Raw genomic sequence first — 16,064 nt, 5'->3', positions numbered from 1 at the left:
AAAAACGGCCTCCGCAGAGGCCGTCTTACTTTTAGCTAACGATTACAGCGCTTTCAGAATCGCATCCACGCTGGCCTTGGCATCGCCAAACAGCATATGGGTGTTTTCTTTAAAGAACAGCGGGTTTTGTACGCCAGCATAGCCGGTGTTCATTGAACGTTTAAACACGATAACGTTCTGCGCTTTCCACACTTCCAGCACTGGCATACCGGCGATCGGGCTGCGTGGGTCATCCTGCGCCGCCGGGTTTACCGTATCGTTGGCGCCAATAACCAGTACGGTATCGGTGTCGGCGAAATCATCATTGATTTCATCCATTTCCAGCACGATGTCATATGGCACTTTGGCTTCCGCCAGCAGCACGTTCATATGACCCGGCAAACGCCCTGCTACCGGGTGGATCCCGAAACGCACTTTGATGCCGCGGGCACGCAACTTCTCAGTGATTTCCGCCACCGGATATTGCGCCTGAGCCACAGCCATACCGTAGCCCGGAGTGATGATCACGGAATGCGAGTTCTTCAGCATTTCTGCTGTGTCTTCTGCATTAATCTCCCGGTGTTCACCCACTTCTTCATCAGAACCCGTAGATGAGCCATCAGAACCGAAGCCGCCCGCAATAACGCTGATGAACGAACGGTTCATTGCTTTACACATAATGTAAGACAGGATCGCACCGCTCGAACCTACCAGCGCACCGGTAACGATCAGCAGATCGTTGCTCAGCATAAAGCCCGCCGCCGCCGCCGCCCATCCGGAGTACGAGTTGAGCATTGAAACGACTACCGGCATGTCTGCACCACCGATGGACGCCACCAGATGCCAGCCAAAAGCCAGCGCAATAATGGTCATCACCAGCAGCGCCAGAACCTGCAGGCCAACGCTTTCAGTACGAACAAACACCACCAACAGCAGGAAGGAAACGACCAGCGCCGCGAGGTTCATTTTGTGACGGTTTGGCAGCATCAGCGGTTTAGAGGAGATCTTGCCGCGCAGTTTGCCAAAGGCCACCACGGAACCGGTAAAGGTCACCGCACCGATAAAGATACCGAGGAACACTTCTGTCAGGTGAATGTTCACCAGAATCGGTTCCAGGCCCGTGTCGTGATACAGGTAGCTGTTAAAGCCCACCAGTACCGCCGCCAGACCAACGAAGCTGTGCAGAATCGCCACCAGCTCCGGCATCTCGGTCATCTCGACTTTTTTCGCCAGGCGGATACCAATCGCGCCGCCGATGATCATCGCTACCAGGATCCAGGCAACATTGCCGGTATCCGGGCCAAAAATCGTCGCAATCAGCGCAATCGCCATCCCGGCGATACCGTAGTTGTTACCCTGCTGGGAGGTTTCGTGTTTCGAAAGTCCCGCCAGGCTGAAAATAAACAGGATCGCGGCAACAATGTATGCAGCTGTAACTAATCCTCCAGACATATGTTACCCCTTAGTTTTTCCGGAACATTTTCAGCATGCGCTGAGTCACGGTGAAGCCACCGAAAATATTAATGCTGGCAATAAGCACCGCGATAAAGCTCAGGAAACTCACCCAGCCACCCTGGCCAATTTGTAACAACGCGCCGACAACGATAATCCCGGAGATGGCGTTGGTCACAGACATCAGCGGAGTATGCAACGCGTGCGACACATTCCAGACCACGTAGTAACCCACCACGCAGGAAAGCGCGAACACCGTAAAGTGACCGAGGAACTCTTTCGGGGCGACGTCGGCAAGCCAGCCAAACAAAATGACTACCAGCGCCATCAGCGCATATTTACGCCATGGTGAAACCGGTTTTTTCTCTTCTTTCGGCGCGGGAGCCGCTTTTGGCGCAGCCTGCGGCTGAGCTGAAACCTGGATCGGCGGCGCAGGCCAGGTGATTTCACCCTCACGAACCACCGTCACGCCACGCACCACCACGTCGTCAAAATCAACGGTAATGTTGCCGTCTTTCTCTTTGCACAACAGTTTGAGCAGGTTGACGAGGTTGGTACCGTACAGTTGGGAAGACTGCGTCGGCAGACGACCAGGCAAATCGGTATAACCGATAACCTTCACACCGTTCTCGGTGGTGGTCACCTGGTTAGGCACGGTATATTCACAGTTACCGCCGTTTTGCGCGGCGAGATCGACAATTACACTCCCCGCTTTCATCGAATCAACCATTTCACGGGTGATCAGTTTCGGCGCAGGTTTACCCGGGATCAATGCCGTTGTAACGATAATGTCGACATCTTTTGCCTGAGCGGCGAAAAGCGCCATCTCGGCTTTGATGAAGGCTTCGGACATCACCTTAGCGTAACCGTCGCCGCTGCCCGCCTCTTCTTTAAAGTCCAGTTCGAGGAATTCAGCGCCCATACTCTGAACTTGTTCTTTCACTTCCGGACGGGTGTCAAAAGCACGGACGATAGCGCCCAGGCTGTTTGCCGCCCCGATCGCCGCAAGCCCTGCCACACCCGCACCAATCACCATGACCTTGGCAGGCGGAACCTTACCCGCGGCGGTGATCTGTCCGGTAAAGAAGCGGCCAAATTCATGGGCGGCTTCAACAATGGCGCGATAGCCGGCGATATTTGCCATCGAGCTTAAGGCATCAAGCGACTGCGCACGCGAAATACGCGGCACGGAGTCCATCGCCATCACCGTCACATTGCGCTCTGCAAGCTTTTGCAGCAGCTCAGGGTTTTGCGCAGGCCAAAGAAAACTCACCAGCGTCGTGCCCGGATTCAACAACGGGATTTCCGCCTCTTCCGGCGCATTGACCTTCAGAATAATCTCTGACTGCCAGACAGCATTCCCGTCCACAATTTCTGCGCCTGCCTGCACAAACGCGTTATCGTCAAAACTCGCCAGTTGACCTGCGCCGCTTTCAACCGCGACGCTAAAACCCAGTTTCAGCAGCTGCTCAACCGTCTTCGGTGTAGCTGCGACACGGGTTTCATTGGTTAACCGTTCTTTTGGTATGCCAATTCGCATAATGTTCCCTTCCATCTGTATTTATGATGATGGTTTATCAATGTTTACAAGAGGCATGCGCGCACTCTCGAAAGAGGTCAGTGTTACCTCAATAAAATAAAACAGTAACAAACTCTGTATAACCTACTGAAAATGGAGCCTGTGATCTAGCGCCAAAAAACAGTATTTATTATGAAATTCGCAAATCAGGGATGAATTAGCCCACAGACAGGGATAATGCCCTTTAAATAGCCCGCAAAGGCTGATAATTCGCTCAAGCGAAGCGGCAAAACATGATTAAGCGCCACCATGGAACAATTGATTAACATTAAATTAACTTATGAAATTCAACTGTTTTATCAGTTTTAGCCTCCAAACGCCGAATTTTTGGACATATCACAAAATGTTATCGACACTGTTACACCCTGTGGCACGATGAGTGAAAAATGACGCAGACACTGACACAATTTAAATGCAATAATCAGCGACGTTTCTAGTCAATAACAATACCAGTACCTGGTTTGCGCAAGGCGAAGGATTATTTTTATGAAGCTTAAGAACTCTCTCCTGGCGTCCGCACTTATTTCTGCGACTGCTTTTTCTGTAAATGCAGCGACAGAATTGACGCCGGAGCAAGCTGCTGCCCTGAAACCCTATGACCGCATTGTGGTTACCGGTCGTTTTAATGCGATCGGTGACGCGGTGGATGCCGTATCACGTCGTGCAGATAAAGACGGTGCAGCCTCTTTTTATGTTGTTGATACCTCAGATTTTGGCAGTGGCGGTAACTGGCGCGTTGTAGCCGACATCTATAAAGCCGACGCTGAAAAAGCGGAAGCATCCAAAAACCGTATTATTAACGGTGTGATGGAGTTACCTAAAGATCAGGCCGTTCTGATAGAACCTTACGATACCGTTACGGTACAGGGCTTCTACCGCAGCCAGCCTGAAGTGAATGATGCCATCACCAAAGCGGCGAAAGAGAAAGGGGCCTACTCCTTCTATATCGTTCGCCAGGTCGATGCCAACCAGGGTGGTAACCAGCGTATTACCGCATTCATCTATAAAGCGGATGCGAAAAAACGCGTAGTACAAAGCCCTGATGCAATCCCGGCTGATTCTGATGCCGGTCGCGCCGCATTAGCTGCAGGTGGTGAAGCCGCGAAGAAAGTTGAGATCCCGGGCGTTGCGACTACCGCATCTCCGAGTGCTGAAGTTGGCCGCTTCTTCGAAACGCAATCCACCAAAGGTGGACGTTACACCGTCACGCTGCCGGATGGCACGAAAGTTGAAGAGCTGAATAAAGCGACTGCTGCCATGATGGTTCCGTTCGACAGCATCAAGTTCACCGGTAACTACGGTAATATGACCGAAGTCTCTTATCAGGTTGCCAAGCGAGCAGCGAAGAAAGGCGCGAAGTATTATCACATTACTCGCCAGTGGTCAGAACGTGGTAACAACATGACCATCAGCGCTGATCTGTATAAGTAATATCCTATGCTTTATCAGGTCTGCAGCGCTTGTAGGCCTGATAATTTTCCCTTGTTAAGCCCTCAGCCCGAACAAAAAACACGAATATTAAGACAACTTTTCACACTATTAGTCACAAATCTCTCTATCCCCATTGCATGCGTTCTCTTCTCTCCGTAAAATCCCGCGCCTTAGTGGCTTTCACCATTTTTATGCGGTTTGCCAAAATAATTATTCTCTCACTCTCGTTTTAGTAACTGGATACAAATGGAAAAGAAATTGGGTCTGAGCGCACTGACCGCGCTGGTTCTAAGCTCAATGCTCGGCGCTGGTGTTTTCAGCCTGCCACAAAATATGGCGGCGGTTGCCAGCCCGGCTGCATTACTGATTGGTTGGGCGATTACCGGTGCGGGTATTCTGCTACTCGCCTTTGCCATGCTGATCCTGACGCGTATCCGACCTGAACTGGACGGTGGCATTTTTACCTACGCGCGCGAAGGTTTCGGGGAACTGATTGGCTTCTGCTCTGCATGGGGATACTGGCTATGCGCCGTTATCGCTAACGTTTCGTATCTGGTTATCGTCTTCTCTGCGCTCAGCTTCTTTACCGATACGCCGGAATTACGCCTTTTTGGCGATGGTAATACCTGGCAGGCTATCGTTGGCGCATCAATGCTGCTGTGGATCGTCCACTTTCTGGTGCTGCGTGGGGTGCAAACCGCAGCCAGCATAAACCTGGTCGCGACCCTGGCCAAATTGCTGCCGCTTGGCCTGTTTATCGTGTTGGCGTTCATGCTGTTTAAGCTCGATACCTTCAGTCTGGATTTTACCGGTGTCGCGTTGGGCGTCCCCGTCTGGGAGCAGGTCAAAAACACTATGCTCATTACCCTTTGGGTATTCATCGGTGTGGAAGGCGCAGTGGTGGTTTCCGCCCGCGCACGAAACAAACGCGATGTCGGACGCGCCACGCTGCTGGCGGTGCTTGCCGCACTGGGCGTTTATCTGTTGGTCACCCTGCTGTCGCTGGGTGTTGTCGCGCGTCCAGAACTGGCAGAAATCCGCAACCCATCAATGGCCGGTCTGATGGTAAAAATGATGGGACCATGGGGCGAAATTATTATTGCCGCGGGTCTGATTGTCTCCGTTTGCGGTGCCTATTTAAGCTGGACGATTATGGCGGCGGAAGTGCCATTCCTCGCCGCTACCCACAAAGCGTTTCCACGGATTTTCGCGCGTCAGAATGCGCAGGGAGCGCCATCCGCGTCGCTGTGGCTGACCAACATCTGCGTCCAAATCTGTCTGGTGCTGATCTGGCTCACAGGTTCCGACTACAATACGCTACTGACTATTGCCTCAGAGATGATTCTGGTGCCCTATTTGTTGGTCGGCGCATTTTTGCTGAAAATCGCTACCCGTCCGTTGCATAAAGCCGTCGGTGTCGGTGCGAGCATTTATGGCATATGGTTATTGTATGCGTCAGGTCCGATGCACCTGCTGCTGTCTGTGGTGCTATATGCGCCGGGACTACTGGTTTTCCTTTATGCCCGTAAAACACACGCGCATGAAAATGTATTAAAACGTCAGGAGATGGCGCTGATCGGCCTGCTGCTTATTGCTGCAGTTCCGGCGACCTGGATGTTGGTGGGGTAACGCTATCCCCATCGTTCGCGAAACCTGGAGATTACGATGGGTAAAAAGCCCCCTTTGCCGATACTTATCACTGGAGGAGGTCGTCGCATCGGCCTCGCCGTCGCATGGCATTTTCTCAATCAAAGACAGCCAGTTATTGTCAGCTATCGGACACATTACCCGGCCATTGATGGCTTATGCGAAGCTGGCGCGTTGTGTATCCAGGCTGACTTTTCTACCGATAAAGGCGTGTTAGCCTTTGCCGATGAGGTTAAAAGGCAGACGACCGGTTTGCGCGCCATTGTGCATAATGCCAGTGCCTGGGTTGCAGAAAAGCCGGGCACGCCGCTAACCGAAGTGCTGTCGGCCATGATGCAGATTCATGTCAATACGCCCTACCTACTCAACCACGCCCTGGAAGGGTTGTTACGCGGTCATGGACATGCAGCCAGCGATATTATCCATTTTACGGATTATGTTGTGGAGCGTGGCAGCGACAAGCACATCGCTTATGCTGCCAGTAAAGCGGCGCTGGACAATATGACTCGCTCGTTCGCCCGCAAACTGGCGCCGGAAGTCAAAGTGAATGCGATTGCCCCCTCGCTGATCCTGTTCAACGAGAGTGACGATGCTGAATATCGCCAGCAGGCTCTGAATAAATCACTGATGAAAACGGCGCCCGGTGAAAAAGAAGTCATTGATTTAATTGACTATCTATTGACCAGTTGCTTTGTCACAGGACGTAGTTTTGCTCTTGATGGCGGGCGTCATCTGCGTTAATGCAGTTTAATCCAACAAAAAATCAGCAACCACGCGCTCAGGCTCCAGCACACTACTGACCCGCCGAGCGCGACGGGTAAGCGCATAAAGCCGGTGAAATACCACAGCGAAACGAGGTAGACAAAATAGGGAATAATCGACCACATGCTGAATACAATGGTGGTACGCAACGCCTCGATTCCACGCTCACTGGCCACGATATAATGGGCAATCAACGCGAATGTCGGGAACAGCGGGATTAATCCAGCAATATAGTAATTCTTTGTTTTAGCGAGCAAACCAATCAACACCACCACCAGCGCACCCAGCGCCGCTTTGATAACGAGTCCCATTACCCTGCCTTAACACATCAATAACATCAGTCCCTAGCATAACGGAAGCAATCTTGTTTAGAAAAGATTAATGGAAGGAAAAACGAGGGCGGTGTATGTTGGCGTTTTATATTCAAAATGAATGATATGAACACCATTGTATTTGTTGAAGATGATCCTGAAGTTGGCTCGCTGATTGCCGCCTATCTGGCCCGGCATGACATTGAGGTTATTCTTGAACCTCGTGGTGATTTGGCCGAGGAGAGAATCCTGCAAGTTCAACCCGATCTGGTGTTATTAGATATCATGCTGCCGGGCAAAGACGGGATGACAATCTGCCGCGATTTACGTGGACGCTGGCAGGGTCCGATTGTTCTGCTGACCTCTCTGGACAGCGACATGAACCATATCCTGGCGCTGGAAATGGGGGCCTGCGACTACATCCTTAAAACAACCCCTCCGGCCGTACTGCTTGCGCGACTTCGCCTGCATTTGCGTCAGAGCGAACATTCAGCCCAGTCTAAAGGTATTCAGGCAGCGACCATCACGCCGCACACAACGCTACGCTTTGGTACACTCGTTGTCGACCCAACCAACCGCTCCGTGCTACTCGGCGGCGAGCAAGTCTCTCTTTCCACCGCCGATTTTGAATTATTGTGGGAGCTGGCGACTCATGCCGGGCAGATTATGGACCGCGATGCGCTGCTGAAGAACCTGCGCGGTGTAAGCTATGACGGTATGGATCGCAGCGTTGATGTGGCGATTTCCCGATTACGTAAAAAACTGCTTGATAACGCCACTGAGCCCTATCGAATCAAAACGGTACGCAACAAAGGTTACCTGTTTGCACCGCACGCCTGGGACGACGAGCCACAGAAATAATGCCATCAGGCCGGTCTCGCAGATCGGCTGGATTTATCACAATACGTTACACCGTCACGAAAAATTGTTTACAGAACAGGCATACAACCGCCATCCGGCTGGTTTCCACATTTTTTGTGTGGCTGCTGACTTCCCCCCTCTCTATAATCCGTCGCGGTCCTGAACCTTATGGTTCAGGTTTATTTCGCAATAACAAAACTCTTTCCGGCATTTCAGGTGCTGAATGAGGCAAGAGGCTACAATATGTTCGTTACGCTCGCGTATATCGCGTTCTTTTTGGTTTGTTCATGGGCAATTTTCAGAATCAACCAAAAAAGTCACTCTCTTTCAAAAAGTGTCTTCATCGCTATTTTTCTTGGCGCCGTTATCGGCTTATCCCTGCATCTCATTGCTGCCGACGACAGTAAAACAGTGATCGGTTGGTATAACGTTATCGGCAATGGCTATGTGAATTTACTAAAGCTGGTTGCGGTTCCGCTGATTTTCATCTCTATTCTCTCAGCCATTAATAAGCTCGAAAATAGTGCAGGCATTGGGAAAATGTCGTTAACCATCGTCGGATGCATGCTCTGCCTGGTAATGATTGCCGGGTTTATTGGGCTACTGACTGCGCATGTATTAGGTCTGGACGCCAGCGCATTTGTTCATATGCAGTCCACGCTGACGGCGGATGATGTGAGTAAAACTGCCGCCATTTCACTACCAAAACTGATGACCTCCCTGATCCCCACGAACATTTTCCTCGATCTGACCGGGGCCAGAAGTGTTTCCGTCATAGGCATTGTTATCTTCACGCTACTTGCCGGCGTGGCATTATTAAAGGTCAAACAAGACGCCCCGCAAGAAGGTGAAAAATTAAGTGCCGGCATTAACGCCATCCAGATTTGGGTGATGAAGATGGTACGTATCGTTATTGCCCTCACCCCTTATGGCGTGATGGCATTAATGGCAGGCGTATTTTCCGCGTATCGACTTGAACAATTTGCCAGTCTGTTAGGCTTTATTGCAGCCTGTTACCTTGCCATTCTGATGATGTTTATCGTCCACGCGCTAATACTGGTGCTGAGTGGCAATAATCCGGTTCACTATTTTAAAACCGTCTGGCCAGTATTAACCTTTGCCTTTGTGTCACGCAGCAGTGCGGCATCTATTCCACTGGCTATTACCGCGCAGGAAAAGTTTGGCGTGCAAAACACCATTGCCAATATTGCGGCCTCATTCGGCTCCAGCATGGGTCAAAACGGCTGCGCCGGGATCTATCCGGCTATTATGGTGGCGATGATTGCGCCAACTATTGGCATTGATCCGCTATCGGTGCATTTTTTGCTCGCCATGCTACCTGCGATTGCGCTGGGTTCCATCGGAGTGGCGGGCGTTGGTGGCGGCGGAACATTTGCTGCGCTGATCGTCCTTTCAACGCTGAACTTCCCTGTCGCGCTGGTGGGGATTTTCATTGCTATAGAGCCTGTCGTTGATATGGCCAGAACGGCACTCAACGTGAATGGTTCGATGATGTCAGGCGTACTGGCTAACAGGCTCCTGAAAAAAAGAGCAGAAGAACCGCAACGCGTGAACGCGAATTAATCAGCCTTCCAGTAAGAACTAAGCCTTCCTGTAAACGGAAGGCTTTCTTTTGTGTCAACTGAATGTCAGTCCGTCGTATTTTTTCCAACGGTAATTCACGGCAGAAATAATCCAGCAGCAGATAAAAACGCCAATAATCACAAAGCCGACATTGCCCATATGGTCACTCAAATTGCTGACGGTATCCCATAATCCTCCCTGGAGTGAAAATGCGTCAGAGAGAAGTCCCAACGCCTCCAGTCCACCGATAAATAGCGCAACAATCACCGAGGTTCCGGTGATGGTCATATTGTAATAAAGCTTGCGCTGCGGCTTATTAAACGCCCATCCATAGGCCTCAACCATCAGGATGCTGTCAAGGCAATCAATCAGCGCCATCCCGCAGGTAAACAGCGCCGGGAAAACTAATATTGACCAGACCGACATGCCACTGGACGCGCTTGAAGCGGAAATACCCAGCAGAGAAATTTCAGTGGCGGTATCAAAACCCAGACCAAACAGAAAACCGACAAAATACATATGCCAGTCTTTACCTACCAGGCGGAAAGCTGAGCGAAAAATCCAGTTCAAAGGACCTGAAACCGTAATATTTTCCGTGTTGCCAGCGTAAGTACCGGTGCGTTTAAGATGGCGAAAAGCCTTCCAGACATGGCAGAAGATAATGAGATTGATAGTGGCCAGAATCAGCAGAAATGCGGCAGAGACCGTGGTACCGATAAGACCGCCGACATTCTGAAACCAGGTCATATGCTGCTTAAAAACGCTGGTGGTCAGCGCAATGCCAATGCTTGCCAGCACAACAATGGTGGAGTGACCAAGGGAAAACCAGGCTCCCGTCGTCAGGGCGCGTTTTTTCTGCTGCATCAGTTTGCGCGTCGCGCTATCTATAGCAGCAATATGGTCGGCATCCACGGCATGGCGCAAACCATAGCACCACGCGATTAGACTCAGCGCCAGTAACGACGTGTTGTTGCTAAACGCGGTGAAAGCCCACAGCCACGCCACAATGTTTGCCCCGATGAGTAAAACCATCAACGAAATAATGTTTGGGCGTTTTTTTAATATTGAAAACAATGCGTTCATTGTTTCCAGCCTGTCAAATTTGCGCTAAACAACACACTACACCGCCGTTCACTGATTGATTAATAAAACGTTTACCAGGCTAATGATAACTCTTAAGAATTACCAACCCAGTGTCATAGATCAAAGTTGATTACCACTGATGCGAGTTCCGCCATCGCTCACTCCGCTACGCACAGGGGTAGATAGTCGCGTTGTCCCCCTCTTACAAAAACCGGCTTTAACTCCGAAATCAAGAATCAGGCATTAAAGCATTCCGCAGAAGATTATGGCCCAGAGCACTAATGGGCACATTCTTATGTCTCCGTGTGCCATGCTGATTGTGGTTGTTAAATGAGGAAACGCGATGATTGTTTTATGCAAAGCCTGCGGGACATCCTATGAGAAAACGGATTCTCATCCACAACATTGCGCTATCTGTAATGATGAACGCCAGTATGTCCCCGCGACAGGGCAGAAATGGATCGATTTTTCCGCCCTTTGTGCTTCACATACAAATAAGTGGCAACAACACAACGGCGTTCTTCTCAGCATCCGCACCGTTCCGGATTTTGCGATTAACCAGCGGGCATTTATTCTACGTACTCCCGAGGGCAATATTCTGTGGGACTGTATTGCTACGCTCGATGATGCCACGAAAATGCTAATAGCGTCTCTGGGCGGGCTTAAGGCTATTGCGATATCACACCCTCACTACTACACAACGATGCAGGACTGGGCTGCAGAATTTAACGCCCCGATTTACCTCCATGCCAGTGATAGCGAGTGGGTGATGCGCAACAGCCCGTGGATTAGATTTTGGCAAGGCGACACCCTTGAACTCGCCCAGGACGTCAGTGTGATACGACTGGGGGGACACTTTTCCGGCGGCTGTGTTTTGCACTGGGCACGAAATGAAGGCCTGGTGCTTTCCGGCGACATCGTTCAGGTCACACCAGGGACGCATGCCGTCTCCTTTATGTGGAGTTACCCCAATATGCTGCCGCTGCCAGCCGCAACGGTCAGCGACATCACTCACCGCCTGAGTACGGTAAAATTTAAACAACTCTACGGTGCATTTGAGGGAAAAGATATTAAGGACAATGCCGATGAAATCGTACGCCGTTCAGGCGAAAAGTATATCTCCTGCCTTAGATAATCGGGCCGTTTACTCTCTCCCTCACTCAGGAAGATGAAAATGGATAGAACTGATAAACCGCCCCCATCAGCGAGAGACTGACTATCACGCTAATAACAAAATAGGTTTTGAATGGCTGCTTTTGTGTTTTATGGCGGAAAATTTGTTGACCCGCTATCGCGCCCCCCCACCCGCCAACAACACCAAACATCAGCAAAGTAGACTCAGGCACCCTGCGCCAGGCCTTACGAGCGGCCATTTTGTCGACGCCGTATAGCGCCATCGTCAGTATATTGGCAACTATTAGCCACGTAACCACGGGATGTGCGGTGAAAATACAGCCTGTTGCTGCGAAAATGAGTAGCAAATAACAACAACGATTGAAATTCATATTTTTATATCACAACAATTTTGAGAGTATCAGTACGCATTATATTGGGTATTCGGTGATTTTATATGAAGAAGCTGTTTGTACAGTTTTATCTCCTGCTGTTTGTCTGCTTTCTGGTGATGACCTTGCTGGTCGGCCTTGTATACAAATTCACCGCAGAACGCGCGGGCAGACAGTCGCTCGACGATTTAATGAAAAGCTCGTTGTACCTGATGCGCAGTGAACTGCGCGAGATCCCACCACGTGACTGGGGTAAGACGCTAAAGGAGATGGATTTGAACCTCTCTTTTGATCTGCGCGTTGAACCGCTGAATAAATACACGCTGGATGCCCCAACCATGCAGCGCCTGCGCGAAGGCGATATTGTCGCGCTTGACGATCAGTACACTTTTATTCAACGAATCCCGCGCAGCCATTACGTGCTGGCCGTCGGCCCGGTACCCTATCTCTATTTTCTGCATCAAATGCGCTTGCTGGACATCGCGCTGATGGCGTTCATTGCCATTTCGCTGGCCTTCCCGGTGTTTATCTGGATGCGCCCCCACTGGCAGGAAATGCTCCGGCTGGAAGCCGCAGCACAACGTTTTGGTGAGGGACATCTGGGCGAACGCCTCCATTTTGATAACGGTTCCAGTTTTGAGCGTCTTGGTGTGGCGTTTAACCAGATGGCGGACAATATCAATGCGCTGATCGCCAGTAAAAAACAGCTTATTGATGGTATTGCCCATGAGCTTCGAACTCCACTGGTACGCTTACGTTACCGACTGGAGATGAGTGAGAACCTCACCGAGCAAGAATCTCAGGCACTGAATCGTGATATCGGCCAGTTGGAAGCGTTGATCGAAGAGTTACTGACCTACGCCCGGTTGGATCGCCCACAAAATGAATTGAAGCTTAGCGTACCCGACCTGCCCCTTTGGCTGACAACCCATCTTGAGGATGTGCAAAGCGTCAATCCTGACCATGAGGTGCGGCTACGCCATCTTCAGAGTGGCGACTACGGTGCATTGGATATGCGCCTGATGGAGCGCGTGCTGGATAATCTGCTGAATAACGCCCTGCGCTATTGCCAGTCGACGGTACAAGCCAGTCTGCAGCTGGACGGCAACCAGGCGACACTGATCGTGGAAGACGACGGTCCGGGTATCGCACCTGCGGCGCGTGAACAAGTTTTTGAGCCATTTGTACGCCTCGATCCCAGTCGTGACCGGGCGACCGGTGGTTGCGGACTTGGGTTAGCCATCGTCCACTCGATCGCATTGGCTATGGGCGGTACAGTCGTTTGCGATGAAAGTGAACTGGGCGGCGCCCGTTTTTCTTTCAGTTGGCCCGTCTGGCATAACATTCCTGAATTTCCCACTGCCTGACCCATGCCGCTCGGTGGTCAGGCGGCAAATGTTGTGCTATAAAAAAGTATGTTGTAACTAAAAGGGTAAAACGCATGGCCCGTTACGATCTCGTTGACCGTCTGAACAGCACCTTCCGCCAGATGGAACAGGAACTGGCGCTGCTGAGCGAAAATTTGTTGCAGCAGACACTGCTGATTGCACGCGTGTTCTCGTTACCAGAAGTCGTCAAGGAGGCAGAACATGCCCCTTTGCAGAGCATCGATGTAAAACAACATTTAGGCAAAGAGGCTGAATCGCTGGCACTGCGTCACTATCGCCATCTGTTTATTCAGCAGCAATCCGAGAACCGCAGCAGCAAAGCGGCCGTCCGTCTTCCTGGCGTGTTGTGCTATCAGGTGGATAACGCGGCGCAGAGCGCTCTGGAAGAACAAATTCAGCGTATTAACCAGTTGAAAACAACGTTTGAGCGCATTGTCACTGTGGAATCGGGACTGGCGCCGGCGGCACGTTTCGAATGGGTGCATCGCCACCTGCCAGGACTGATTACGTTGAATGCCTATCGTACCCTCACGCTGGTGAAAGAACCCGCCACCCTGCGCTTTGGCTGGGCTAACAAACACATCATTAAGAACCTGAAGCGCGATGAAGTCCTGCAGCAACTGGAAAAGAGTCTGACGTCGCCGCGCAGCGTACACCCATGGACGCGTGAAGAGTGGCAGGCGAAGCTGGAGCGGGAATATCAGGACATCGCAGCCCTGCCACAGCAGGCAAAACTGAAGATTAAAAGACCGGTGAAAGTGCAGCCCATCGCCCGCGTCTGGTACAAAGGAGAGCAAAAACAGGTGCAATACGCCTGCCCGACGCCGCTGATTGCGCTAATCAACAACAACAACGGAATGACCGTACCCGATATCGGCGAGTTACTGAATTACGATGCCGACAACGTTCAGCATCGTTTTAAACCTCAGGCGCAGCCGTTGAGATTGATTATTCCCCGACTGCACCTGTACGTTGCTGATTAACTGCCCGGTCGCATGCTGCCAACCATCAGTTCCGGTCGTACCCAACTGTCGAACTCCGCTTCGGTTAAATATCCCAGCGCCAGGGCAGATGCTTTTAACGTCAGCCCTTCCTTGTGCGCTTTTTTGGCTATCTCAGCGGCTTTGTCGTAACCGATATGGGTATTGAGTGCGGTAACCAGCATCAGCGACTCGTTGAGTAACTGGTCGATTCGCTCACGATTGGGTGCAATACCCGTCGCGCAATGCTCGTTAAAGCTTTCCATCCCGTCCGCCAGCAAACGCACTGATTGCAGGAAGTTGTGGATGACCATCGGTCGATAAACGTTAAGCTCAAAGTTACCTGACGCCCCGCCCATATTAATGGCAACATCATTGCCCATCACCTGGCAACAAAGCATGGTCAGCGCCTCACACTGAGTCGGATTGACTTTACCCGGCATAATGGAGCTACCCGGTTCGTTTTCAGGAATTGAAATTTCACCAATACCACAACGCGGACCGGATGCCAGCCAACGCACATCGTTGGCGATTTTCATCAGTGACGCCGCCAGCCCCTTGAGCGCTCCGTGGGCGTGAACCAACGCATCGCAGGTCGCCAGTGCTTCAAATTTATTCGGTGCAGTAACAAACGGCGCGCAGGTAATGACCTTCAACTCATCCGCGACCCGACGAGCATATTCAGGATGGGTGTTCAGTCCAGTTCCCACCGCCGTTCCCCCCAACGCCAGTTCCGCCACATGGGGTAAACTGTTTTCAATGTGTCTGAGGTTATGTTCGAGCATCGCCACCCAGCCGGAAATTTCCTGCCCAAGCGTAAGCGGGGTCGCATCTTGCAGATGCGTCCGGCCAATTTTGACGATATCGGCAAACGCGTGGGATTTATCACTGAGCGTTTTGGTCAACACCGTTAATTGCGGGATCAGTGATTTGCGCAGCGCCAGCAGCGCGGCAACATGCATCGCTGTCGGAAAGACATCATTCGAGCTTTGGCTTTTATTAACATCATCGTTGGGGTGAACTTTTCGCTCCATTCCCCGCACGCCGCCCAGCAATTCGCTGGCACGGTTTGCCAGCACCTCATTCATATTCATATTGCTTTGCGTGCCGGACCCCGTCTGCCAAATGGCCAACGGAAACTCATCCCGATGTTTGTCCGCCAATACTTCATCTGCGGCCTGCATAATCGCGGTGGCTTTATCTTCCGCCAGCAGCCCGAGATCTAAATTAACCTTGGCAGCCGCCCGTTTCGTCAGCGCCAGCGCATGGATCAGCAAGACCGGCATTTTCTCCGTAGAGATACGAAAATGCTCCAGCGAACGTTGGGTTTGCGCCCCCCAAAGCTTATCGGCAGGAACATCAATTGCGCCCATTGAATCATTCTCGCGGCGTACCGTTACCATTACCTGCTCCTTACATTAAGAATTGATTAGGTTATGTTTCGACATTGCCCACTTGCATTGGTCTTATCAGTATTAACGAGGATTAAACTGTCGTTTGGT

Annotated in this window: 14 protein-coding genes; 8 read left to right on the top strand and 6 right to left on the bottom strand. The window is 51.2% G+C overall.

Annotated features, from left to right (window positions below):
• Window positions 1-42: 42 nt before the first annotated feature.
• Both pntB and pntA read right to left on the bottom strand, forming a co-directional pair.
• Window positions 43-1,431 (bottom strand): Re/Si-specific NAD(P)(+) transhydrogenase subunit beta, encoded by a 1,389-nt coding sequence (pntB, locus tag JSN25_RS15610; protein ID WP_038640472.1) that lies wholly within the window; start codon window positions 1,429-1,431, stop codon window positions 43-45.
• 10 nt (window positions 1,432-1,441) lie between these two features.
• Entirely contained in the window at window positions 1,442-2,971 is a 1,530-nt protein-coding gene (pntA, locus tag JSN25_RS15605) for a Re/Si-specific NAD(P)(+) transhydrogenase subunit alpha (protein ID WP_204525105.1), read from the bottom strand.
• Between the two features lie 525 nt (window positions 2,972-3,496).
• Between pntA and ydgH the strand changes: the two genes are divergently transcribed.
• From ydgH to folM, 3 genes are all read left to right on the top strand, one after another.
• The gene (gene ydgH / locus JSN25_RS15600; protein WP_204525104.1) at window positions 3,497-4,441 is read left to right on the top strand and encodes a DUF1471 family protein YdgH; all 945 of its coding nucleotides are present in this window, start codon (window positions 3,497-3,499) and stop codon (window positions 4,439-4,441) included.
• A 246-nt stretch (window positions 4,442-4,687) separates the two neighbouring features.
• Window positions 4,688-6,070: an amino acid permease gene (locus tag JSN25_RS15595; protein WP_038640468.1), complete on the top strand. Its 1,383-nt coding sequence runs from the start codon at window positions 4,688-4,690 to the stop codon at window positions 6,068-6,070.
• 36 nt (window positions 6,071-6,106) lie between these two features.
• On the top strand, window positions 6,107-6,829 hold the full coding sequence (gene folM, locus JSN25_RS15590; protein WP_204525103.1) for a dihydromonapterin reductase: 723 nt from the start codon (window positions 6,107-6,109) through the stop codon (window positions 6,827-6,829).
• On the opposite strand, the gene JSN25_RS15585 is transcribed toward folM, so the two are convergent.
• On the bottom strand, window positions 6,826-7,161 hold the full coding sequence (locus JSN25_RS15585) for a GlpM family protein (RefSeq protein ID WP_032939759.1): 336 nt from the start codon (window positions 7,159-7,161) through the stop codon (window positions 6,826-6,828). The genes folM and JSN25_RS15585 overlap by 4 nt on opposite strands.
• Window positions 7,162-7,287: 126 nt before the next feature.
• Here JSN25_RS15585 and rstA point away from each other — a divergent pair, with 126 nt between their 5' ends.
• Window positions 7,288-8,022 (top strand): two-component system response regulator RstA, encoded by a 735-nt coding sequence (gene rstA, locus JSN25_RS15580; protein ID WP_204525102.1) that lies wholly within the window; start codon window positions 7,288-7,290, stop codon window positions 8,020-8,022.
• Window positions 8,023-8,265: 243 nt separating this feature from the next.
• Window positions 8,266-9,606 (top strand): L-cystine transporter, encoded by a 1,341-nt coding sequence (locus tag JSN25_RS15575; RefSeq protein ID WP_069324184.1) that lies wholly within the window; start codon window positions 8,266-8,268, stop codon window positions 9,604-9,606.
• A gap of 54 nt (window positions 9,607-9,660) precedes the next feature.
• On the opposite strand, the gene JSN25_RS15570 is transcribed toward JSN25_RS15575, so the two are convergent.
• Entirely contained in the window at window positions 9,661-10,689 is a 1,029-nt protein-coding gene (locus tag JSN25_RS15570; protein ID WP_174331213.1) for a HoxN/HupN/NixA family nickel/cobalt transporter, read from the bottom strand.
• Between the two features lie 343 nt (window positions 10,690-11,032).
• Between JSN25_RS15570 and JSN25_RS15565 the strand changes: the two genes are divergently transcribed.
• Window positions 11,033-11,824 (top strand): MBL fold metallo-hydrolase, encoded by a 792-nt coding sequence (locus tag JSN25_RS15565; protein WP_204525101.1) that lies wholly within the window; start codon window positions 11,033-11,035, stop codon window positions 11,822-11,824.
• A gap of 25 nt (window positions 11,825-11,849) precedes the next feature.
• Here JSN25_RS15565 and JSN25_RS15560 read toward each other — a convergent pair whose 3' ends face one another.
• Window positions 11,850-12,194, bottom strand: coding sequence for a DUF1294 domain-containing protein (locus JSN25_RS15560; protein ID WP_159121227.1), 345 nt, complete (start codon window positions 12,192-12,194; stop codon window positions 11,850-11,852).
• A gap of 65 nt (window positions 12,195-12,259) precedes the next feature.
• On the opposite strand from JSN25_RS15560, the gene rstB reads away from it, so the two are divergent.
• Entirely contained in the window at window positions 12,260-13,561 is a 1,302-nt protein-coding gene (gene rstB, locus JSN25_RS15555; protein ID WP_137347245.1) for a two-component system sensor histidine kinase RstB, read from the top strand.
• Window positions 13,562-13,635: 74 nt separating this feature from the next.
• A complete protein-coding gene (tus, locus tag JSN25_RS15550) occupies window positions 13,636-14,565 on the top strand; it encodes a DNA replication terminus site-binding protein (protein ID WP_150345002.1) in 930 nt (309 codons plus the stop codon).
• On the opposite strand, the gene fumC is transcribed toward tus, so the two are convergent.
• On the bottom strand, window positions 14,562-15,965 hold the full coding sequence (gene fumC, locus JSN25_RS15545) for a class II fumarate hydratase (protein ID WP_042308585.1): 1,404 nt from the start codon (window positions 15,963-15,965) through the stop codon (window positions 14,562-14,564). The genes tus and fumC overlap by 4 nt on opposite strands.
• Between the last annotated feature and the right edge of the window lie 99 nt (window positions 15,966-16,064).

The organism is Citrobacter cronae (assembly GCF_016893685.1).
Classification (GTDB): Bacteria; Pseudomonadota; Gammaproteobacteria; order Enterobacterales; family Enterobacteriaceae; genus Citrobacter; species Citrobacter werkmanii.
Note: the sequence above shows the minus strand (reverse complement) of the source record. Positions and strands in the feature narration are given on the sequence as shown.